The organism is Streptomyces sp. NPDC107471 (genome assembly GCF_055582845.1).
This window is the reverse complement of the sequence record NZ_JBVJPC010000002.1, coordinates 408,767-430,246: the sequence shown is the minus strand read 5'-3', so window position 1 is coordinate 430,246 and position 21,480 is coordinate 408,767. Positions and strand designations below refer to the sequence as shown.

The 21,480-nt window shown below is 71.6% G+C and carries 21 protein-coding genes; 17 read left to right on the top strand and 4 right to left on the bottom strand.

The genetic code is table 11. From position 1 onward, the window contains the following. The first annotated feature begins 26 nt into the window (after positions 1-26). Positions 27-530 (top strand): hypothetical protein, encoded by a 504-nt coding sequence (locus tag ACZ66S_RS06855; RefSeq protein WP_469900174.1) that lies wholly within the window; start codon positions 27-29, stop codon positions 528-530. 80 nt (positions 531-610) lie between these two features. Here ACZ66S_RS06855 and ACZ66S_RS06850 read toward each other — a convergent pair whose 3' ends face one another. Further along, positions 611-1,954, bottom strand: coding sequence for a M14 family metallopeptidase (locus tag ACZ66S_RS06850; protein ID WP_469900172.1), 1,344 nt, complete (start codon positions 1,952-1,954; stop codon positions 611-613). 342 nt (positions 1,955-2,296) lie between these two features. On the opposite strand from ACZ66S_RS06850, the gene ACZ66S_RS06845 reads away from it, so the two are divergent. From ACZ66S_RS06845 to ACZ66S_RS06830, 4 genes are all read left to right on the top strand, one after another. Next, positions 2,297-4,642, top strand: coding sequence for an ATP-binding protein (locus tag ACZ66S_RS06845; protein ID WP_469900872.1), 2,346 nt, complete (start codon positions 2,297-2,299; stop codon positions 4,640-4,642). Positions 4,643-4,698: 56 nt separating this feature from the next. Beyond that, a complete protein-coding gene (locus ACZ66S_RS06840; RefSeq protein WP_469900170.1) occupies positions 4,699-5,589 on the top strand; it encodes an anti-sigma factor RsbA family regulatory protein in 891 nt (296 codons plus the stop codon). 162 nt (positions 5,590-5,751) lie between these two features. After that, positions 5,752-6,159 carry an ATP-binding protein gene (locus ACZ66S_RS06835; protein ID WP_469900168.1) on the top strand — a complete coding sequence of 136 codons (408 nt, stop codon included), beginning with the start codon at positions 5,752-5,754 and terminating at the stop codon, positions 6,157-6,159. 57 nt (positions 6,160-6,216) lie between these two features. Then, positions 6,217-7,533 (top strand): Nramp family divalent metal transporter, encoded by a 1,317-nt coding sequence (locus ACZ66S_RS06830; RefSeq protein ID WP_469900166.1) that lies wholly within the window; start codon positions 6,217-6,219, stop codon positions 7,531-7,533. On the opposite strand, the gene ACZ66S_RS06825 is transcribed toward ACZ66S_RS06830, so the two are convergent. Together ACZ66S_RS06825 and ACZ66S_RS06820 are read right to left on the bottom strand one after the other, a co-directional pair. Continuing rightward, complete coding sequence (locus ACZ66S_RS06825) at positions 7,530-8,774, bottom strand: hypothetical protein (RefSeq protein ID WP_469900165.1); 1,245 nt, start codon at positions 8,772-8,774, stop codon at positions 7,530-7,532. The genes ACZ66S_RS06830 and ACZ66S_RS06825 overlap by 4 nt on opposite strands. Before the next feature lie 65 nt (positions 8,775-8,839). Continuing rightward, the gene (locus ACZ66S_RS06820; RefSeq protein WP_469900163.1) at positions 8,840-9,346 is read right to left on the bottom strand and encodes a SigE family RNA polymerase sigma factor; all 507 of its coding nucleotides are present in this window, start codon (positions 9,344-9,346) and stop codon (positions 8,840-8,842) included. 122 nt (positions 9,347-9,468) lie between these two features. Between ACZ66S_RS06820 and ACZ66S_RS06815 the strand changes: the two genes are divergently transcribed. Together ACZ66S_RS06815 and ACZ66S_RS06810 are read left to right on the top strand one after the other, a co-directional pair. Continuing rightward, a complete protein-coding gene (locus ACZ66S_RS06815; RefSeq protein WP_469900162.1) occupies positions 9,469-9,894 on the top strand; it encodes a hypothetical protein in 426 nt (141 codons plus the stop codon). A gap of 64 nt (positions 9,895-9,958) precedes the next feature. After that, complete coding sequence (locus ACZ66S_RS06810; RefSeq protein ID WP_469900161.1) at positions 9,959-10,207, top strand: hypothetical protein; 249 nt, start codon at positions 9,959-9,961, stop codon at positions 10,205-10,207. A gap of 7 nt (positions 10,208-10,214) precedes the next feature. Here the strand turns inward: ACZ66S_RS06810 and ACZ66S_RS06805 are convergent, their stop codons facing one another. Beyond that, the gene (locus tag ACZ66S_RS06805) at positions 10,215-11,894 is read right to left on the bottom strand and encodes a chitinase (RefSeq protein ID WP_469900159.1); all 1,680 of its coding nucleotides are present in this window, start codon (positions 11,892-11,894) and stop codon (positions 10,215-10,217) included. Positions 11,895-12,138: 244 nt separating this feature from the next. Here ACZ66S_RS06805 and ACZ66S_RS06800 point away from each other — a divergent pair, with 244 nt between their 5' ends. From ACZ66S_RS06800 to ACZ66S_RS06755, 10 genes are all read left to right on the top strand, one after another. Next, complete coding sequence (locus tag ACZ66S_RS06800; protein ID WP_469900158.1) at positions 12,139-13,026, top strand: hypothetical protein; 888 nt, start codon at positions 12,139-12,141, stop codon at positions 13,024-13,026. 66 nt (positions 13,027-13,092) lie between these two features. Further along, complete coding sequence (gene cpaB, locus ACZ66S_RS06795) at positions 13,093-13,800, top strand: Flp pilus assembly protein CpaB (RefSeq protein ID WP_469900157.1); 708 nt, start codon at positions 13,093-13,095, stop codon at positions 13,798-13,800. Between the two features lie 9 nt (positions 13,801-13,809). Then, entirely contained in the window at positions 13,810-15,060 is a 1,251-nt protein-coding gene (locus tag ACZ66S_RS06790) for an AAA family ATPase (protein WP_469900155.1), read from the top strand. Then, positions 15,057-15,446 (top strand): TadE/TadG family type IV pilus assembly protein, encoded by a 390-nt coding sequence (locus ACZ66S_RS06785; protein ID WP_469900154.1) that lies wholly within the window; start codon positions 15,057-15,059, stop codon positions 15,444-15,446. Before ACZ66S_RS06790 ends, ACZ66S_RS06785 begins: the two co-directional genes overlap by 4 nt. Position 15,447: 1 nt before the next feature. Beyond that, entirely contained in the window at positions 15,448-15,828 is a 381-nt protein-coding gene (locus tag ACZ66S_RS06780) for a TadE/TadG family type IV pilus assembly protein (RefSeq protein WP_469900153.1), read from the top strand. Between the two features lie 12 nt (positions 15,829-15,840). Then, positions 15,841-17,178, top strand: coding sequence for a CpaF family protein (locus ACZ66S_RS06775; RefSeq protein WP_053852757.1), 1,338 nt, complete (start codon positions 15,841-15,843; stop codon positions 17,176-17,178). A gap of 11 nt (positions 17,179-17,189) precedes the next feature. Continuing rightward, on the top strand, positions 17,190-18,134 hold the full coding sequence (locus tag ACZ66S_RS06770) for a type II secretion system F family protein (protein WP_469900151.1): 945 nt from the start codon (positions 17,190-17,192) through the stop codon (positions 18,132-18,134). Positions 18,135-18,150: 16 nt separating this feature from the next. Further along, a complete protein-coding gene (locus tag ACZ66S_RS06765) occupies positions 18,151-19,038 on the top strand; it encodes a DUF5936 domain-containing protein (protein WP_469900870.1) in 888 nt (295 codons plus the stop codon). A gap of 11 nt (positions 19,039-19,049) precedes the next feature. Then, a complete protein-coding gene (locus tag ACZ66S_RS06760) occupies positions 19,050-20,579 on the top strand; it encodes a sensor histidine kinase (protein ID WP_469900149.1) in 1,530 nt (509 codons plus the stop codon). A gap of 29 nt (positions 20,580-20,608) precedes the next feature. Further along, positions 20,609-21,403 carry a response regulator gene (locus ACZ66S_RS06755; RefSeq protein ID WP_469900147.1) on the top strand — a complete coding sequence of 265 codons (795 nt, stop codon included), beginning with the start codon at positions 20,609-20,611 and terminating at the stop codon, positions 21,401-21,403. Positions 21,404-21,480 lie beyond the last annotated feature (77 nt).

Sequence of the window (21,480 nt, the reverse complement as noted above, 5' to 3'; positions counted from 1 at the left end):
CAGGATCGTCGACCATACTGCCCGCTGTGGAGCAGCGCATAGGTTCGAGCAGCCAGCCCCTGGAAGGTGCCGGGTTCGACCCGGCCTTCGTCCCCGGGCTCACCTCGCCCGTGTCCGGCGAGGCGGAGCCCGTCCCGGACAAGGCGGAGGTGGGCGCGGAGGAGGTCGACGAGCGGACCGCCGAGGAGGCCACCGAGGAGGAGGCCGTCGACGGTCCCGTCTTCGAGGCCGCCGACCGCCGCGCGCGGATCGTCGCCGACCACCGGGGCGTACGCCTCTCCCTCGACGACCAGTCCTGCGAGTTCCGCTGGGACGAGATCGGCGCGATCGAGACGGAGACGCCCCGGTTCGGCAAGCGCTACACCGTCACGGTCCACACCCCGGACCGCCGCTGGTACCCGATCGAGATCGAGGCGAAGTCGCGGTCGAGCTTCGAGGAGTGGGACGGACAGATCGACGCCGTGCTCGACGCGTATTTCGAGGACGAGACCGCGCAGGCGGAGGACGAAGAGTCCGACGAGACTCCTTAGGGACGCGGGGCTGCATTGACATGCGGCTCCGCCACGTGGGCGCGACCAGCCCCCACCGGCCCGCAGCTCCCCACCATCCCCTAGCAGTACTGCGCCTGCTTCCCGATGGACCGGTACATGCAGTCCGAGTTCTCCAGCAGTTGCAGCACCGCGTCCCGGTTGCGTGACGTCTCCCGCTCGATCACCTCGTCGGGCGGGTAGAAACCGCCCCCGGAACTCGACGACGGATACATCTCGAAGGTGTACGAGAAGATCTTGTGGGTGCCCCACAGGTAGTCGTCGATCGACCCGTCGGTGATGTACAGGTCGCTCGCCTGCTCCGCCGTGTACCCGTTGCTCGCGGCCATCTTCTGCCCGACCGCCTTGAACACCGCGTTGTCGTCCGCGGTCATCCCGGTCGCCGTGTCGGAGTACGTGTACCCGTAGGGCCACAGCACCAGTTCGCTGTACGTGTGGAAGTCGATGTTCGTCTTGATCTGCTGGACCCCGCCGACGACCCGGCTGCGCACGAAGTTCGCGACCACCTTGACCTCGGGCGCCGACTCGGCGGACGGACCCCGGTAGGTCTCGGAGGACGTCGACCCGGACGAGCCGCCGCAGCAGCCCCAGCGGTAGGCCCAGTTGCGGTTGAGGTCGGTGCCGACCGCCGACGAGCCGGAGTTGGGCTGGCGGTTCTTGCGCCAGGAGCGGTAGGAGCCGGAGGCGATGTCGTACTCGCCGCCGTCCGGGTTGAGGTCGGGGATGATCCAGATCTCCCGGTTGTTCACCATGTTCGTCACCCGTGAGTCGCTCCCGTAGCCCGCGCCGAGTTCGCGCAGCAGGTACAGGGCCATCTCGACCGTGAGGTGCTCGCGGGCGTGCTGGTGGTGGGTGAACAGCACCTCGGGCTCGGCCTCGTCGGTCGCCACGTTGTCGCTGATCTTGATGGCGACGATGTTCCGGCCCTGGTACGACGTGCCGATGACCCGCTTGCTCATGATGTTCGGGTAGGCCGCGAGGCGCTGGTCGATCTCGGTGTTCATCTCGGCGTAGTTGTGGTAACGCGAGTCGGCCGAGGGGAAGTCGAAGAGCCGGGTCCCGTCCTCCGCCGCCCGTGCCGGTGCTGATCCCAGTGCGGAGACCTCGTAGCCGAGTTGCCGCAGTCTGCGGATCTGGTCGGCGCGTCCGGAGACCACCACGGTCTCCTCGTCGGCCTCGTCGACGGTCACCCCGGTCTGCTGGATGGCCGTACGGGTCACGGGTGTCGAGTGCTGGTGGATCTCGTACTGACGGACGTCCTCGGCGCTCGGTGCCGCCTTCGGGGCGCTGTCGGCGTTGGCGGAGAGCGGGGCCGCGAGGGCGAAGGTCATGAGGGAGGCGACGGCGGCGAGGGCGGCGTAACGAGGGCCGCCGCGGGCGCCGGGACCGCGTGTGCGAAGTCGCATGAAGTCTCCTGTGGTCTCCAGGGATTCCGGGATCTCCGGAAGTGGGGAGTGGAGCGGGGGGTGGTTCAGCGAGCTCTGCGACGTGCTGCCGGTGCGGGTGTGCCGCTCATGGTGAACTTATGGCATGAGCAGGTCAAGAGCTGTCAAAGGCCGGGTTGGCGTGAACTGTGCGTTCCCTGTGGGTTCTTGACGCCCCGGAAAGGCCGCGCAGTGTACGCGGATCGATGCGCCCCGGAGTGATCCCGTGCGAAGTGCACCCGCGGGTGTGAGCCGTACGTGCATATATGTGAGGTCCGCGAGCACAGTGGGATCTCCGACCACACCCCGGAGGGCTGGCTGATCATGGGCGGATCAGCGCCGCGGCGGGCCGGACACCTGCCGGTCGAGACGACCAGTTTCGTCGACCGGCGCCGTGAACAGGCCGCGGGCCGCGAACTGCTCACCCGCGCCCGCCTGGTCACGCTGACCGGCCCCGGCGGCGTCGGCAAGACCCGCCTCGCCGCCCGCATCGCGACCCGCGCGGAACGCACCTTCCCCGACGGCGTCCGCTTCGTCCACCTCGCGGGGCTGCGCGACCCCGAACTGGTCCCGCTCGCCGTGGCCGACGCGCTCGGCCTGCACGACCACTCCGCCGGGCCGCCGACCGACGCGCTCGTCGCCCATGTACGGGACCGCAGGGTGCTGCTGGTCCTCGACAACTGCGAACACCTGCTCGGCGCCTGCGCCCACCTCGCGGCGGCCCTGCTGCGCGGCACGCCGGGGGTTCGGATCCTCGCGACCAGCCGGCACCGGCTCGGTCTCACCGAGGAGAACCTCCTCGACGTACGACCGCTGCCGGTCCCCGACCCGGACGGCGACCTGTCCGCGGCGGACGGCTATCCGGCGCTGGCCCTGTTCGCCGACCGGGCGGCCGCGGTCGTCCCCGGGTTCGCGCTCACCGCCGACAACCGGGCCGCCGTGGCCCGGCTGTGCCGGCGGCTCGACGGACTGCCGCTCGCCATCGAACTCGCCGCCGTGCGCATGCGCGTGCTCGGCGTGGACCAGCTCCTGCAACGCCTCGACGACCGCTACCGGCTGCTCACCTCCGGCAGCCCCGCGGCCCTGCCCCGCCACCGGACCCTGCGGGCCGCCGTCGACTGGAGCCACGAACTGTGCACCCCGCGCGAGCAGTTGGTCTGGGCCCGGCTCTCGGTCCCGGCCGGCGGCTTCGACCTGGAGACGGCCGAGGCGGTGTGCGCGGACGGGGACCTCGTCCACGACGACGACGTCCTCGAAGCGGTCGCCGGCCTCGTGGACAAGTCCGTGCTGTCCCACGAGCCCGGACCGGACGGGGTGCGCTACCGGCTCCTGGACACCCTGCGCCACTACGGCCTGGAACGCCTGCGGAACATGCCCGGCGAGGAGCTCGCCACCCGGCGCCGGCACCGGGACTGGATGCTGAGCCGGGCCACCGCCTGCGAACGGGCCTGGTTCGGTCCCGGCCAACGCGAGATCGTCGCCCGCCTGCGCGCGGACCAGGACAACCTCCGGTCGGCCCTGCACTTCAGTCTGTCCGAGCCCCGCGAGGGCCCCGCGCCGGCCCCCGCCGACGCCCTCGCCGGGCTGCGGCTGGTCGGGGCCCTGTGGTTCTTCTGGCACGCCTGCGGGGCTCCCCGGGAGGGGCGGTACTGGGCCGAGCGCGCCCTGGAGGCGAACCCCGCGGCGACCTCCGAGCGGGCCCGGGGGCTGTGGGTGGCCGGACTGCTCGCCGGGTGCCCCGAGGACCTCACGCGGGGGCTGCGCCGGGCCGAGGACGCCCGGGAACTGGCCCGCGGCCTCGGGGACGCCGCCGAGGCCGCCCACGCCGAGTACGTCATCGGGGTCATCCGGCTCTTCGCCGACGACCTGCCCGCGGCGCTCGCCCACTTCGAGGCCGGGGTCGCCCGCGGCCCCGTGCCCGGCCAGCACCTCAGCCTCGTCGGCCTCGACCAGGTCGAACTCGCCTGCGCCCTCGGCTTCCTGGGCCACGCCGACCGGGCCGTGGAGGTCTGCGAGAAGACCCTGCGGCTCTGCGAGGAGCACGGCGAGGAATGGGTGCGCTCCTACGTCCTGCGCATGCTCGCCCTCGCCCACACCGTGAAACAGGACTGGCCCCGCGCCGAGGAGTACGCCCGCGAGGCCCTGCGCCTCAAGCTCGCCGTCAACGACGTCATCGGCCTCGCCCTCACGCTGGACCTCACGGCCCGGATCGCCACCGAGCTCTCCGGGCACGAGCGGGCGGCTGTGCTCCTCGGCGGGGCCGACCGGGCCTGGGCCGCCGTCGACCAGGGCAGATGGGGTTCCGAGGCGCTCAACTCCGTGCGCCGGGACACGGAGAGCCGGGCGGGGCGGGTCCTGGGGGCCGCGTTCGCCGCCGCCTACGACCGGGGCGCGGGCCTCACCCTCACCGAACTCGTCGGGTACGCGCTCCAGGAACCCGGGCTCCCCGACGCCACGCCCCCGCCCGCCGCGGACCGGCCGCAGGTCCGCCTCACCCCCCGGGAGGCCCAGGTCGCCGAACTCGTCGCCGAAGGGCTCGCCAACCAGCAGATCGCCGACCGCCTGGTCATCGCCCGCCGCACCGCCGAGGGCCACGTCGAGCGGATCCTCCACAAGCTCGGCTTCAACACGAGAACCCAGATCGCGACCTGGGTGACGGCCCAGCGCTGAGGACAGCGCGCCGCCCGCCCCCACCGAAGGCCCATCCACCCCACTAAGGACCCTCCATGACCACCGCCTTCGACCACCGCATGGCCGCCTACGGCACCGACGAGGAGTTCCTCGCCACCGCCCTGCCCTTCCTCACCGAGGCCCTCGGCGCCCCCGGGGAACCCCCGCCCGCGGCCGTCGCGGCCCCGCACAACCTCGCCCTCCTGCGGGACACCCTGGGCAGGGACGCCGAGCAGGTCACCCTCATCGACCACACCGACTGGTACACCGGCTCCGCCGCGAACGCGGTCGCCCAGGGCGCCGGCTACCTCGCGGCCCACGCCGGCCCCGGCGGCCGCATCCACCTCCTCATGGAGCCCGTGTGGAACGGCAGGGCCGGCAGCTCCCCGCGCGAGACCACCGAGTGGATCCGCTACGAGGCCCTCGCCAACCTCCTCTTCGCGCCGCTCGCCACCACCGCCCTGTGCGCCTACGACCTGCGCACCGCGGGCCCCGCGATCGTCGACGCCGCCCGCCGGGCCCACCCCGGCACCGGCGTGTACGAGGACCCCGTACGCCTCGCCGCCGAGCTGGACGCCGTACCCCTCGCACCGCCCCCGGCGGACGCCGAGCTCCTCACCGACCTGGCCGCCGACGCCGTACGGGCGAGGGCGCAGGCGCGTGGTCTCGCGGCCGCCGACGCGGAGCTGTTCGCGACGGCCGTTGCCGAGGCGGCGGAGGCCGTGGGGCAGCGGTCCGGTACCGCGCTGCTGTGGGGCCGGGACGCGCACTGCGTCTGCGAACTGCGCTCGGAGCGCCGGGTGGACGACCCCCTCGCCGGGTTCGTCCCGCCGGACACCACCGACCTGGCGCCCGGCCAGGGACTCTGGTACGCGCGCCAGGTGTGTGCGTACGTCGACGTGCGCGACGACCGGGACGGGGCGACCGTACGCCTGCGGTACGCGTAGCCGTACGGGTGTGGTGCAGGTATGGAATCAGGTAGTACTCCCCGTGTGCCCGGCCCGCGCGGGGGACACCCTGAGACCATGCTGCAACTCTCCGGGGACCGCCTCCCGGACCCCGACCCTCGATATGCCGCCTATCCCCAACCTCCCCTGGGAGCAGGTCACTTGAGTGTCGAGTACGACCCCCGCCCGTCCGCCGTGCGCGAGGCCCGCGCCGAGGTGCGCAAGCAGTTGGAGGGGTGGGGGCTCGCGGAGCGGGACGACCTGGTGGACACCGCCGAACTCCTCGTGAGCGAGCTGGCCACCAACGCCCTGCTGCACTCGGCGAGCCGCTTCACGCTCACCCTGTCCGCCGCGCACGGCGTGCTGCGCTGCGAGGTCGCCGACTCCGGCCGCCGCACCCCGCAGGTGCTGGACGCCGGGATCTCGGAGAGCGGCCGCGGGATGTTCCTGGTGGAGGCGCTCGCGCTGCGCTGGGGCTGTCACCAGGACGGCGCCGGGAAGACCGTCTGGTTCGAGCTGGGCACCTGCGGGGCGGACGGCTGCGGAGGGCGCCTCCCCGGTGACCCCTGACTTCCTTCACCGCACGCCCTCTTGCCGGGCCGCTGCCTTTGAGGTTTCTTGACCTTCATGGCGGACACCACGGACAACACAGTGACCGGTGAGGCGCAATCGGCACCCCGCAAGTCCAGTTGGCGGTACATCGGCCCGGGGATCGTCGTCGCCGCGACCGGCGTCGGCGCCGGTGACCTGGTCGCCACGCTCATCGCGGGCAGCAACTTCGGCTACACGCTGCTGTGGGCCGCGGTGATCGGCTGTCTCGTCAAGATCTCCCTCGCGGAGGCCGCGGGCCGCTGGCACCTGTCCACCGGCAGCACCCTGTTCGACGGCTGGGCGAGCCTGGGCCGCTGGACCACCTGGTTCTTCGCCGCCTACGTGGTGATCTGGGGCTTCGTGTACGGCGCGGCGGCGATGTCGTCGAGCGCGCTCCCGCTCCAGGCCCTGTTCCCGGACGTGATGGACCTCGAATGGTGGGCCATCGCCTGCGGACTCGTCGGCCTGGTCTTCGTCTGGTTCAACAAGTACGCGGTCTTCGAGAAGGTCATGACGCTCCTGGTGGGCGTCATGTTCGTGGTGACGGTGTACCTGGCGATCCGGGTCACCCCCCACCTGGGCGACGCCTTCGCGGGCCTGCTGCCCGTGCTGCCCGACGAGAAGGACTCCGTCCTCAACACCCTCGGCCTGATCGGCGGCGTCGGCGGCACGATCACCCTCGCCGCGTACGGCTACTGGGTCAACGCCAAGGGCTGGACCGACACCGGCTGGATGAAGGTGATGCGGCTCGACAACCGGGTCGCCTACATCACCACCGGCATCTTCGTCGTCGCCATGCTCTTCGTCGGCGCGGAACTGCTGCACAGCGCCAACGTGGCCATCGCGAGCGGCGACAAGGGGCTCGTCCAGCTCAGCGACATCCTGGAGGACCAGTACGGCTCGGCGACCGCCAAGTTCTTCCTGATCGGGTTCTTCGCCACCTCCTTCACCTCGCTGATCGGCGTCTGGCACGGGGTGAGCCTGATGTTCGCGGACTTCGTGGCGCGCTACCGCGGCGACGAGGTCGCGGCGGGCTCCGGTCAGAAGGTCGCGTCCGGCTCGCGCGAGCGCTCCTGGCCCTTCCGCGTCTACCTGCTCTGGCTGACCTTCCCGCCGATGGTCCTGCTCTTCCAGGGCCAGCCCTTCCGCCTGGTCATCATCTACGGCGTCCTCGGCGCGGCCTTCCTGCCCTTCCTCGCCGGCACCCTGATGTGGCTGCTGAACACCTCCCGCACGCCCAGGGAGTGGCGCAACGGCCCGCTGAGCAACGCGATGCTGGCGATCGCGGGCCTGCTGTTCCTGGTGCTGTGCGTCAAGCAGATCTGGGACCAGCCGTGGTCGGAGTTCTTCTAACTTCCGCTCCACCAGGAGGCGTCGAGCGCCATCTTCCGCATCTGGGCGATGGTGAGCGCGGGTGTGGCACGGGTCGCGGACTCGTTCTGGGTGCCGGCGTTGAAGGCGCTGATCACCACACGCCTGCCGTCGGCGCGCATGGTGTCGACGGTCCACATGACCTGGTCGCCCTTGTCCCCGGGGCCCTGCTTGATGGCGACCCGGGTGCCGTCGGGCAGGGTCTCGGAGTTCGAGCCGAAGAGGTCACCGGCCGAGTCCAGCATGTCGGGCTGCACATTGACCTGGACCAGGCTCCTGCCCTTGCCGTCGTCGACCACGGCGTAGGCGAAGTCGCCGTCGTCCCCGCTCCTGTCGGTCACCTTCAGCCCCTTGGGCAGCAGGGCCAGCAGGTGGGTGCGGGCGTGCAGGTCGGAGCCGGGGAGCTCCGGGTCGGGGAGGGGCGCGGGGAGGGCGTTCGCCACCGGGCGCCACTCCTTCGCCGCCGCCAGCCGCGTCAACTGCGCCGGGCTCAGCGGGGGATCGGTCCGGGTGACGGGCATGTCCTTCTCGGCGGCCGCGTTCCACTCGCTCACGGTGATGTGCTGCCCGGTCAGGGTGACCAGCTCGGCGGTCCAGAGCTTGGTGTCCACCCGGCGGTCGGGATACTCGTACCTCTGGAGCACGGTGACCACGGAGCCGTCGGCGAGCCGACTCGTCTTGCAGGCGTCGTACGGGAGGAACGCCCGGTCGGGGCACTGGGCCGCCTGCCGGGCCTCCGTACCGCCCGGCTGCACCCGGCCCACGCTGACCTCGACGGCCGCTGCGCCCTTGCCGTCGTCGAGGACGAGCCCGGCGTACGGCGCCGGCACCTTCAGGTGGTCGGTCGGCGCGGTGCCCCGACCGCGCTCCTCGCTGAAGTCGCCCTTGGGCAGGAGGCTCTTGAGGGTCGCGATCATCTGCGCGCCGGTCGCGGGCGTTGCCGGGGCGCTCGGCTTCGGCCGGGCGGAGGCCGTCACGGACGCCGGCACCGCCTCGGCCGCCGTACCGCCCGGTCGAAGGACCAGCGCCCCGCCCACACAGGCGAGCACGACGCTCGCGGCGCCCCCGGCGACGGCGGACCGCCGCACGAGCCGCTTGCGCCGGCCCCGCACCGCGCCGCGCGCGGCGAGGGCCGTGCGATCGGTGTCGAACCCGCCGCCGGTCTCGTGCAGGGCGGCGGCGAGCCGCTCCTCGAAGGGGTCGTTGTGCTGGTCTGCGGGCATGGTGCAACCACCGTTCCGGGTCGGACGAATCGGTCGGACGAAAGGGAAGTCAGGAGGCCGGTCGGTCAGGGCCGGGCGTAGGCGCCGACGTCCTCGCCGAGGAGCCCGCGCAACTGCTTCAGTGCTCGGGTGCAGCGCGTGCGGACGGCTGCCGCGCTGGCGTTCAGGACCTCCGCGGTCTCCTCGATGGAGCGGTCCTCCCAGTAGCGCAGGACGACCACGGCCCGGTCCTTGGCGGGCAGCCGGGCGAGCGCGGCGAGCAGCGTCAGCCGCAGGGGCGTGTCGACACCGGCGGCGGCCACCTCCGGCAGCACGTCGGTCGCGCGCTCACTGCTGCTGCGGCGGCGCCGATGCGTCAGGAACACCCGGACCAGGACGGTCTGCGCGTACGCCGCGGGGTTGCCGACGAGACAGACCCGGCCCCAGCGGACGTAGATCCGTCCGAGCGCCTCCTGCACCAGGTCCTCCGCGAGATGAGTGTCACCCGCGGTCAGCAGACACGCCGACCGGTACAGATGACCGGCCCGGGCAGCGGCGAACTCGGCGTACTCGTCCGCACGGGCCTGTCTCATGTATGTCCCCCTGATGCTGTGCGCCCGGCTGTGAAGAGGTCCTCACTTCACTGACGCGGTGAGGCGGGGAGAATGTTTCACATGATCTGGAAGCAGTCCGCGACGCGAGGGGACGTACGCCGATGACCACCCCGCCACCGCCCGGTCCGCCCTACGGTGACCAGCCCCCGCCTCCGCCCATGGCTCCGCCGACCGCACCCCCGCCGGGCTTCGGCCCGCCGCCCCCGCAGTACGGCTACGGCTACCCGCCCCCACCTCCGCCCCCCGAGGGACCGGAGTTCATGGCCGTCGACCGCTACAACTCCGTCGTCGTCGACTCCGCGGGCGTCGCCTTCGAGGACCACGGCCACTCCGCCGAGTTCCCCTGGCACGAGATCCGCAGCGTCCACTACAAGGCGGGCCCGAACGGCAAGACCCTGATGATGGCCGTCATCCACCTCGACGGCCGCTTCTACGAGTGCGTGGTCGACGCGAAGACCCGGGACACCCTGAGCCGCTGGTTCGCGGGGCTGGCACCGGTACTGGGGTACTACCGGCCCCTGGTGTGAGCGTGGACGCCGAACTCCAGATCCACGAGGTGCGCGGCGCCGGGGCGACGGAGGTGACCGTGTCGTGCGCTGCATCCGTGGCCCCGTACGCCTCGGCGCCCGCTTCTCGCTGGTTCGCGACACACGGGCGCCGATCGACCTGACCGTGACGAGCATCGTGCGCCACAACCGACCGGACCACGCGATCGATCCCGTGCACTCCGGCCTCGTGACGCTCCAGGGCACGGGCGCGCACGAGCTGAGCCCGACGGTCGGGGAGGCGGGCCGGGAGGTCATGCCGGTCATCCAGGGCGACAACCCGGCCGCGCCGTGACCCACGGCTACGGCAGGGCGTGCACGTGCGGTCCCACCGCGTTGGACCAGGCGTTGCCCGCCGACGCGTCCCAGTTCGTCGACCAGGTCATGGCGCCCCGCAGGTCGGGGTAGGTCCTGGCCGGCTTGAAGGAACCGCAGTTCGTCCCGCGCGTCAGGCAGTCCAGGGCGTTGTTCACCACGGTGGGGGAGACGTAGCCGCTGCCCGCCCCGCTGGTCGACGCCGGCAGGCCGAGGCCCACCTGGGACGGCGCCAGTCCGCCCTCCAACTGGATGCAGGCCAGAGCGGTCAGGAAGTCCACCGAGCCCTGCGAGTAGACCTTGCCGTCGCAGCCCAGCATCGAACCGCTGTTGTAGTACTGCATGTTGACGACGGTGAGGATGTCCTTCACGTTCAGCGCGGTCTGGAAGTACGCGTTGGACGTCGACTGCATGTCGATCGTCTGCGGTGCCATCGTGAGCACCAGCGAACTGCCGGCCTTCGCCGCGAGCGACCGCAACGCCTGGGACATGTAGGTCGCGTTGAGCCCGTTCTCCAGGTCGATGTCGACGCCGTCGAAGCCGTACGTCTGCATCAGCGCGTACACCGAGTTCGCGAAGTTCGCCGCCGAGGTCGGGTCGTTCACCGCGACCGTGCCGTTCTGGCCGCCCACGGAGACGATGACCTTCTTGCCCGCGGCCTGCTTCGCCCTGATGTCCGCCTTGAACTGGTCGACCGTGTACCCGCCGAGCCCGGCCGAGTCCAGGTTGAAGGTCACGGCACCCGGAGTCGTCGTCGCGTCCGCGAACGCCACCGCGATGATGTCGTACTGCGACTGCACGGCCGACAGCTTCTGGACCGTGGCGCCGTTGTTGAAGTTCTGCCAGTACCCGGTCACGGCGTGCCGGGGCACCGTGCCCCCGCCGCCGCCCGTGGCGGCCGTCCGCGCCGTCACGGTCGCGGACCGGCCCGACTCACCCGCCGCGTTCGTCGCCGTGACCTGGAAGGAGTACGACGTCGACGCGGCGAGCCCGGTCACCGTCGCCGAGGTCCCCGTCACCGCGGTGACCTTCGTGCCGTCCCGGTAGACGTTGTAGCCCGTCGCCCCGGACACCGCGTTCCAGGCCAGCGAGACCGACGAGGACGACGTGCCCGAGACCGTCAGACCGCCCGGCGCCCCCGGAACCGTCGGTGCCGGGTCGCCGCCACCGCCGCCGTCCGGGCCGAAGACCGACACGTCGTCCGCGAAGTACGCGGCCTGTCCGTACCAGCCGTGCGTGTACACCGTCACCGAGGTCGTCGAGGACCCCGTCGTGAAGGTGGTCGTGAGCTGCTTCCAGGAGGCGGAGTCCGGGGTCCAGGTCGACACGTCCGTCGTGCCGGTACCGGTGGCGCCCAGATAGGCGTAGCCGCCCTGCACCCACGCGCTCAGCGTGTACGTCGAGCCGGGCTTCACGGCCACCGTCTGGGAGCAGCGCGCGTTGTCCTGCCCGGCCGGTGTCGCCTTCAGCGCGGCCGAGCCGCCGTGCACGGGGGAGGAGACCGTCGTGCCGCTGCTCGCGGAACAGGTCCATCCCGACAGGCCGGACTCGAATCCGGCGTTCTTCGCGTTGTTGACGTCGGCGGCGGAGGCGGGCCCCGCGAACCCCAGGGCGAGGGCCGCGAGCACGGCTGTCGTCCCGAGCCGTCTTCTGCTGAGTATGGGCATGACAAGAGAGTTGGTCCAGACCAATCTTCTGTCAAGGGAGGCGGGCGCAACTCGCCTTTCTGCGGCCCGCGCACGTGGCAAGTGCGCCCCATCTAGGAGGGAATCGCCCACTTTTGATCCCGCAGACAGGCCAGGAAGTCACAGAATCGCTGTTCTCCGGTCACAGAGCCGTGGTTACAGTGCTCAGGTAGTCACGCAGTGAAGTCGACCGGGTGCGCCGGAGTGATCCGTCGGGCCCACGGGCATGGGATACGGGGAGCTGCGCGTGCCAACTGCCATCGCAGTGACCGGCGCCGACATGGCGCTGCCGGCGCAGGACGAGCGGACCCTGCCCGCCGTCGTGCTCGACGGCCTCGACCGGCAACCGCTGGACCACTCGCTCGCCCTCCTCCAGGCGCTGATCGACCAGCACGGCCATGTGGTCGTGGTGTACTCCCGTGCCGTGCCCCCGGCGGTGGACCAGCGGCTGCGCACCGTGCGGAACCTCCTGGAGAGCGACCGGATCGCCCTGTTCCGCCCCGAACTGCCGCCCCTCGGACTCGCCGTCCTCGCCCGCCAGTTGAGACAGCTCGCCTCCTGCGACCTCAGCCCCGGCGTCCTCGCCTCGGCGGGCCGGCTGCTCACCCACTACCTCCACGCGGGCGCGCTCCTCGGCTCCGTGGCCAAGCTCGACCGGGTCCCCGTCGGGCTCAAGTCGCACGCCAAGTCCTGGGTACCCGGCAGCCAGTTCGCCGTGCTCGCCCACCCGCAGCCGCAACTCGTCAGGATCACCCCCGACGCCGTGCTCGCCGGCCCGGAGTTCGCCACCTCGATGCTCGTCGCCCGCGGCCAGCTCCAGTCCGACTGGGTCTCCGGCAGCCTCGCCAAGTCCTGGCGGATCCAGGGGCTGCGGGAGACCCCGCTGCCCGCCGAGTCCGCCGAGTGGTGGGGCACCGGCAAGCTGATCGAGTTCTGCACCTTCCTGCCCGACCTGTCCGTCCTTTACCAACTGGTCACCTCGGTACGGCAGAACATCTGTCACTGGTGCGGTATCGACGTCATCGGAGACCGCTGCGTCTTCTGCTCGGCCACCGCGCCGGTGACGCCGGCCCTCCAGCACGAACAGCGACAGCAGCACCTGCCCGCCGGGTGAGCCGTACCGGATCGCCCCCGTCCCCGATTCCGCTCGACCGAGCCCCCCAACGAGGTTGTACGGTTCATGAACTCCCGTCAGCGCCGCGGCGTGATACTCCTGCTCCTGTCGGTCCTGGGCGCCCTCGCGGCCTTCGCCGGCGTGCTCTCCGTCATCGACGACGTGAAGTCCAAGGTCGGCCCCGAGGTCACGGCGTACGAGGTCAAGAAGGACATCGAGCCCTACACCCGGCTCACCGCGGCGCAGTTCGAGAAGACCGAGATGCCCGAGCGCTGGCTGTCGGCCAACGCGATCACCGACCTCGCCGCCGTCCGCGACAAGATCGCCGTGACGACCCTGAAGAAGGGCTCCCTGCTCCAGAGCGACATGATCGTCGACCAGCCCGCCCTGCAACCCGGGCAGCAGGAGGTCGCCATCATGATCGACGCGGCGACCGGTGTCGCCGGCAAGATCACGCCGGGTTCCGCGGTCAACGTGTACGCGACCTTCGAGGGACAGCGGGAGGGTGATCCCGACCAGTCCAAGATCATCGTGACGAACGCGCGGGTCCTGGACGTCGGTGACCTCACCTCGCTCCAGCCCGACGCCGACGAACGGACCCGCGCCGCCACCGAGGCCCGCCCCATCACCTTCGCGCTCTCCGCCCTCGACGCCCAGCGCATCACGTACGCCGAGTCGTTCGCCAAGCGCGTCCGGCTCGCCCTGGTCGCCCCGGGCGAGACCGGGACCGTGCCCGAGCAGGAGCGCACGTACGAACTCGCGAAGGACAAGTGAGAGGCCGCCATGCCCACGAGGATCCTCCCGGCAGTCGGCGACGCGGACGCGGTCCGCTCCCTCACCACGCTGCTCAGCCAGCTCCCGGACGCCGAGCCGGTCGCCCCGGTCACCGACTCCACCCAGCTCATCGACACCCTCGCGCGCCTGGCGTCCGAGTCGATCGACGAGCTGCCCGAGGTCGTGATCGTCCATGAGCGCATCGGCCCCGTCCCGGCCCTGGAGCTCATCCGCGAGGTCGCCCTGCGCTTCCCGGCCGTCGGAGTCATCCTCGTCACCTCCGACGTCAGCCCCGGCCTCTTCCAGGCCGCCATGGACTACGGCGCCCGCGGCCTCATCGCCCTCCCGCTCGGCTACGAGGAACTCGCCAACCGGGTGCACGCGGTCGCCCAGTGGTCCACGGGCGTACGGCGGCACCTCGGCGCCGCCACCGACGTGTTCACCGGCGTCGGCGGCACCGTCGTCACCGTCAGCGGCGCGAAGGGCGGCGTCGGCGCCACCACCACCGCCATCCAGCTCGCCCTCGCCGCCCAGGCCTCGGGCCGCACCACCGCCCTGCTCGACCTGGACCTCCAGACCGGCGACATCGCCTCCTACCTGGACGTCCAGTTCCGCCGCTCGGTCGTCGACCTCGCCACCATCACCGACATCTCCCCGCGCGTCCTCGCCGACGCCGTCTTCGCCCACGAGACCGGCCTCGCGCTGCTGCTCGCCCCCGGCGAGGGCGAACGCGGCGAAGAGGTCTCCGAACGCGCCGCCCGCCAGATCACCGGCGCCCTGCGCTCCCGCTACGAGGTCGTCGTCGTCGACTGCGGGGCGCAGCTCAGCGGGGCCGGCGCGGCGGTCGTGGAGATGGCCGACACGGCCCTGCTCGTCACCACCCCGGACGTCGTCGCCGTCCGCGGCGCCAAGCGTGCCGTGCGCATGTGGGACCGCCTCCAGGTCCGCAAGGCCGAGGAGACCACCGTCGTCGTCAACCGCCACAGCCGCGGTACGGAGATCCAGCCCGCGCTCATCCAGAAGATCACCGGCACGGGGGTCGCGGCGACCGTGATCCCGGCGAACTTCAAGGAGCTCCAGGGCGCGGTGGACGCCGGCCGGGTCCACGAACTGGACGCCAAGGGCACGGTCAAGCAGGCCCTGTGGACGCTCGCCGGTGAACTGGGCCTGGTCAAGGGCACGGAGACCAACTCGCACCGCAACGGCGGCCGGGAGCGCGGCTCGCTGACCTTCCGGCGGCGCAGGGAGCTGGGGAGATGAGCGCCCGGGCGCTCCGGCGGCTGCGAGGCGACGAGGGCCAGGTCACCGTCGAGTTCCTCGGGATGACCCCTACGATCCTGATCACCCTGGTGCTGCTGTGGCAGTTCGTGCTGCTGGGGTACACCTTCACGCTCGCGGGGAATGCTGCCGACGAGGCGGTACGGGCGGGGACGGCGGTTCCGGCCGGGCAGCGGGCGGCGGCATGCCAGGAGGCGGGCACGGACAAACTGCCGGGCGCGTGGAGCGGCACGGTGAGCTGCACGACCGGGGGCGGCTACGTCAGGGCCACCGTCACCCTCCAGGTCCCCGTCCTGTTCCCGGGGGCGATCGGCTTCCCCTTCGACGTGAAGGGCCACGCGGGCGCGGTGGAGGAGGACAGGGACTGAGATGGCGTACTCCCGGACGGAGCGTGAGCGGTCGTACTCCCGCAAGGGACTGCGCGACCGCGGTCAGGTGGCCCTGGAATACCTGGGGTTCGTCCCGATCCTGATCCTCGTCGCCATGGCCGGGGTCCAGATCGGGCTCATCGCCTACACCGCCCAGCAGGCCGGCACGGCGGCCCGGGCCGGGGCACGGGCCGCCTCGCTGGACCGGAGCGCCCAGGAAGGCTGTGTGAACGCGATCAGCGACTGGCTGTCCGTCGACTGTGCCGAGGGCGGGGGCGGCGACTCGGTCACCGTCACCGCCACCGTCCAGATCCCGTCGATCGTGCCCGGCTGGGACTTCGACCCCGCCGTCAAGACCGCCACCATGCCGCTCGACCACTGAACGAGGTACCCCATGAGTCTGCGGTCCCGCATCAACACCCCCGAGGAGAACGGCAGCCGGGGCGAGGACGGCCACCTGGTCTCCTCCTACCGGGCCAAGCTGCTTGAGGAGATCGACCTCGCGGAGATGAGCTCGCTGGCGGCGGCCGAGCGCCGGGCCCGCCTCGAGCGGGTCCTCGGGCACATCATCAGCCGCGAGGGACCGGTCCTGTCGACCGTCGAACGCTCCCAGCTCATCCGGCGGGTGGTCGACGAGGCGCTCGGCCTCGGCATCCTGGAGCCGCTGCTCGAAGACGCCTCCATCACCGAGATCATGGTCAACGGCCCGGACTCGATCTTCGTCGAACGCGCCGGCCGCGTCGAGCAGTTGCCGCTGCGCTTCCCCTCCCACGACCAGCTCATGCAGACCATCGAACGCATCGTCTCCACCGTGAACCGGCGGGTCGACGAGACCAACCCGATGGTCGACGCGCGCCTCCCGTCCGGCGAGCGCGTGAACGTCATCATCCCGCCGCTCTCCCTGACCGGCGCGATCCTCACCATCCGCCGCTTCCCCCGCTCCTACACGCTCCAGGAACTCGTCGGCTTCGGCTCGCTCGACGAGAACATGCTGTACCTGCTCGCGGGACTCGTGCAGGCACGCTTCAACATCATCGTCTCCGGCGCCACGGGCACCGGGAAGACGACCCTGCTCAACGCCCTGTCCGGGCTCATCCCCGAGGGCGACCGGATCATCACCATCGAGGACTCGGCCGAACTCCAGCTCCAGCAACGGCACGTGGTCCGGCTGGAGTCCCGGCCCCCGAACGTCGAGGGCCAGGGCCGGGTCACCATCCGCGACCTGGTCCGCAACTCGCTGCGCATGCGCCCCGACCGGATCGTGGTCGGCGAGGTCCGCGGCGGCGAGTCCCTCGACATGCTCCAGGCGATGTCCACGGGCCACGACGGCTCCCTCGCCACGGTCCACGCCAACAGCGCGGAGGACGCGCTGATGCGGCTGAAGACCCTGGCCTCCATGTCGGAGGTGGAGATCCCCTTCGAGGCCCTGCACGACCAGATCAACAGCGCGGTCGACGTGATCATCCAGCTCACCCGGTTCGCCGACGGCGCCCGCCGGATCACCGAGATCGCCCTGCTCGACAGCCACGGCAGCGAGCCGTACCGCCTGGCGACGGTGGCCCGCTTCGACGCCCAGCCCATGGCGGCGGACGGCCGGATCTACGGCCGGTTCGCGTACTTCCCGCTTCCGCGCCGCACCGTCGACCGCCTCTACATGGCGAGCCAGCCCACCCCCCAGGCCTTCGGGGTGGCCCAGTCCGCGGCCCAGTTGGCCCTCCGAGAAGCCAGGTAGGACCCACCCCCATGGACCTCCAGACCCTAGTCAGCCTCACTGTCGGCGTCACCCTGCTGACCTGCGCCCTCGCCGTCGTGGGCGTCCACGTCTACGCCAGGGGACGCGCCCAGCGGGCGGAACTGGTCGACCGGCTGACGGCCGTGGGCCAGGTGCCGTACACCGGCCGCCGCCGGCACTTCCGCGACCTGGACCGACGGCTGCGCCGCACCCGGCTCGGCCGGGAGCTGGAACTGCGGCTCGCGGCGACGGGACTGGACGTGACACCGGGCGAGTTCTTCGCCGCGATGATCGGGCTCGTCGGCGGACTGTGGCTGATCGGCCAGGCGACCCTGGCACCCTTCTTCGGCCCGCTGGCCGGGCTCGCGGGCGTCTGGGCGGCCGTGCAGTTCCTCAACTGGCAGCGGCAGAAGCGCATCGAGAAGTTCATCAACCAACTCCCCGAACTGGCCCGCATCCTGGCCAACGCCACCCACGCCGGCCTCGCCCTGCGCACCGCGATCGGCATGGCGGCCGAGGAGCTGGAGGCGCCGGCCGGAGAGGAACTGGCCAACGTGGCGAACCAGTTGGCGGTCGGTGTGGCCATGGAGGACGCGCTCGACGAAATGGCCAAGCGGCTGCCGTCCCGGGAACTGGTGGTCCTGGTCACGACCCTGGTGCTGTCGAACCGGGCGGGCGGCCAGGTGGTCAGCGCCCTGCGGAACCTGACCGAGACGCTGGAGGAACGCAAGGAGACCCGGCGCGAGGTCCGCACCCAGCTCTCCCAGGTGAACATGACGTCGTACGCGGTCCCGGTCCTCGGCATCGGCTCGCTGTTCCTGATGAACGGCGTCAAGGACGGCGCGCTGGAGCGGATGACGGGTTCACCGCTCGGGCAGGGCGCGGTGATCATCGCTTTCGCCCTCTACGCGGTGGGCTTCATCCTGATCCGCCGCCTGTCCCGGATCGACGTCTGAGGAGGGGGCGGCTGTGATCGCTGTCGGACTGGCCCTGCTGATGGCCCTGAGCGTGTGGGGCTTCTTCGCCGGCATCCGCATGTACCGGGCGGAGGCGAAACTGCCCAGCGACCTGGTGCTGGCACTGGAGGTCGGATCGACCCGCACCGGCGCGGTCGACTCCCTCGTCGACCGCATGGGCATGCGCTACGCCCCCGCCGTACTGCGCCTGATGGGCCCCAAGCAGGTCGCCAAGTACCGCCGCAGGATCGACCTCGCGGGCAACCCCGGCGGCCTCACCATCAACCGCTACGCGGCCCGCAGAGCGGTGTACGGCTTCCTGGGCGCTCTGGGTTTCCTGGTCTTCCTGCTCCGCGGCCAGATCCTGGTGGCCCTGCTCCTGCTGGCCTTCGGGGCGTTCTGGACGGAGGTCGGCATCTGGTCGGCGATCCGGGTCCGGAAGGACGTCATCGAGCGCACCCTGCCCGACTTCCTGGACGTGCTCGCGGTCGTGGTGAGCGCGGGCCTGGGCTTCCGCCAGGCGCTGGACCGGGTGGCCTCCAAGTACGAGGGCCCCTGGGCCGACGAACTGCGCATCACCCTGCGCCAGATGGACCTGGGCATGAGCCGCCGCCAGGCCTTCGCGGAACTGCGCCGACGCAACGACTCCGAACAGGTGGCGATGTTCGTGACAGCGCTCCAGCAGGGCGAGGAACTGGGCGCCCCCATCGTGGACACCCTGGTCTCCCTCGCCAAGGACATGCGCCGCACGGACGCCCAGAACGCCCGCCGCAAGGCCGCCCGCGCGGTCCCGAAGGCCACCATGATGATCACCACCTTCATGGTCCCGGCCACGATGCTCCTGCTGGCGGCCGGACTGCTGCTCGGCTCGGGCACCGACTTCGGCTCGATCACGGGGAAGTAGGGGGTCGGGGGATGTCGATGACGGGTGCACGCAGGCGCCGGCCCGCGAGGCCGAAGGCGCGGGCCAGGCCCGCGGATCCGCAACGGCCGAACCGGCTCGGCCGCGGGGCCGCGGACGGCGAACGGAGTCCACAGGGGGCAGCCGCAGGCGAGGACGGCGGCTGTACGGCTGGTGCGGGCGGGGAGGACGGCCGCGTGCACGCGCGCGCCTTTGGTGGTGCGGGTGGGACCGACAGCCACGCGCACTCCGACGCACTTGGCGTTACGTGTGGGGACGACCGCCTCGCGCACCCCCACGCTGCCGCCCACGAACCGGCCCTCGACATCCAGGTCAACGCCCTCCAGGCCATGTGCCGCCAGGTCTTCGGCTTCCGCCTCGCGATGATCGCCCTGGCCGCCCCCGCCGCCCTCCTCAACGCCAACCCCGGCCTCGGCACCCGCCTGGTCGGCGCCGCGGTGGTCGTCACCTTCATGGTCTCGTACGCCCTCTTCAGGGACTGGGAACGCTTCGGCCCCCTCCTCCTGCGCCACCCCACCCTGCTGGCCGCGGACACCCTCTTCGCGAGCCTCCTCCTGATCTCCGCGGGCCCCGACACCACGCTCGCCTACGTCAGCGTCTGCACCCCCCTCCTCGCCGGCATCGCCTATAGCTGGCGGGGCGCCGCGGTCTTCGCGTCGCTCCAGTCCCTGATCCTGCTGCTGGCCCAGACGGCCCTCCCGCACTCGAACACCACGCCCGCCGACGTCCTCCTGCTCCCCGGCTTCTGCGTGATCACGGGCGCGGTCGGCTCCACCCTGCGCAACCTCCTGCTCCGTTTCGGCACCGCGACCCAGGCGCTCACCGCGATGAGGGCCCGTCTTGCGGTGACGGAGGCGATCGGCGAGGAACGGGCGCGCCTGGCCCGGGAGATGCACGACTCGGTGGCGAAGACCCTGCACGGCGTGGCCCTGGCGGCGGAGGGCCTCGCGACATCGGCGGCGGCCCCGGCCCCGGACCCGGCCCTGCTCAGACAGCAGGCCGACCTCGTGGCCCGGGCGGCCCGCCGGGCGGCGACGGAGTCCCGCGAACTCCTCACGGACCTGCGCACGGACCCGGCCGCGGCGACGGACGTATTCGACGAACTGGCCGCCCGCACAAGGCATTTCAGCACCCGCACAACGCTCTCCACGACGTACCGGCCCCCCATCCCCTCGCCCTCCCCCCTCCCTGTCCCGCACCCCGTGGCCCGCCAACTCCTCACCATCACCGAGGAGGCGATGGAGAACGCCCACCGGCACGCCGAGGCCACGCGCATCGACGTCACGGCGGACATCGACCCCGACCGGCGACTGCTCAGCATCAGCGTCCGGGACGACGGCCGCGGACTCCCGCCGGACACCACGCTCGACGCACTGCGCCGCTCCGGCCACTTCGGCCTGGTCGGCATGGTGGAACGCGCCGAGTCGGTGGGCGCCCGCCTCCGCATCGGCGCGGGCACGGACGCCAAGGGCACGGAGGTACGCCTCGAACTCCCCCTGTCAGCAACGGAGTCGGACCGATGACCCCCCACCCCCCGAGAGGAGGCCGCGACATGCCGGACGACCCCCAGCACCCCACCCCACCGATCGCGCTGTTCCCGACGGCCCCGGCCACCCCCCTCCGGATCGTCGTCGCCGACGACAACCCGGTGGTCCGGGCCGGCCTCACCGCCCTGCTCTCCGGCCGCCCGGACATCACGGTCGTGGCGGAGGCGGCGGACGGCCGGGAGGCGTACGAGGCCGCGAGCCGGCACCGCCCGGACGTGGTCCTCCTCGACGTCCGGATGCCGGGCGTGGACGGCATCTCGGCGCTCCCGTACCTCGTGCCGATCGCCCCGGTGCTGATGCTGACGTACAGCGGGGAACCGGAGACCGTCCAGGAGGCGCTGCGCAGGGGAGCCGAGGGCTACCTCGTCCACGGCGAGTTCACGGCCGACCAACTCGCCGCGGCCGTACGGGACACCGCGCGGGGCCGCACCCATCTCACCCCGACGGCGGCGAGCGCACTGCTCACCCAGCTACGCGATGCGAATGCACACGTAAACCCCCATGTACCGTCCCCGGCAAAGCCAATTCCCCTCAAAGGGCTTTCGCAACTGCAATCGTCTGTGGGACAGTCGTCATCGGACAGGTCGCGTTTCCAACTCAGCGCGAGGGAGGCGGAGATCATGGACCTCATCGCGTCCGGCATGACCAACCAGCAGATCGCCGCAGCCTGCTTCATCAGCGAGAAGACGGTCAAGAACCACATCAACCGCATCTTCGCCAAGCTCCACAGCACGAGCCGCTCCGAGGCCGCCGCGAAGTGGCTGGGCACGGCGCCGAGTTCGGGCCGGGGGGTGGGGTGAGCCGTGACGACACGAGCTTGGGCCCGGATTTGGGCCCAGGGACCCTGCGCGGAACGGGATCCACGGGTCTACGTTCC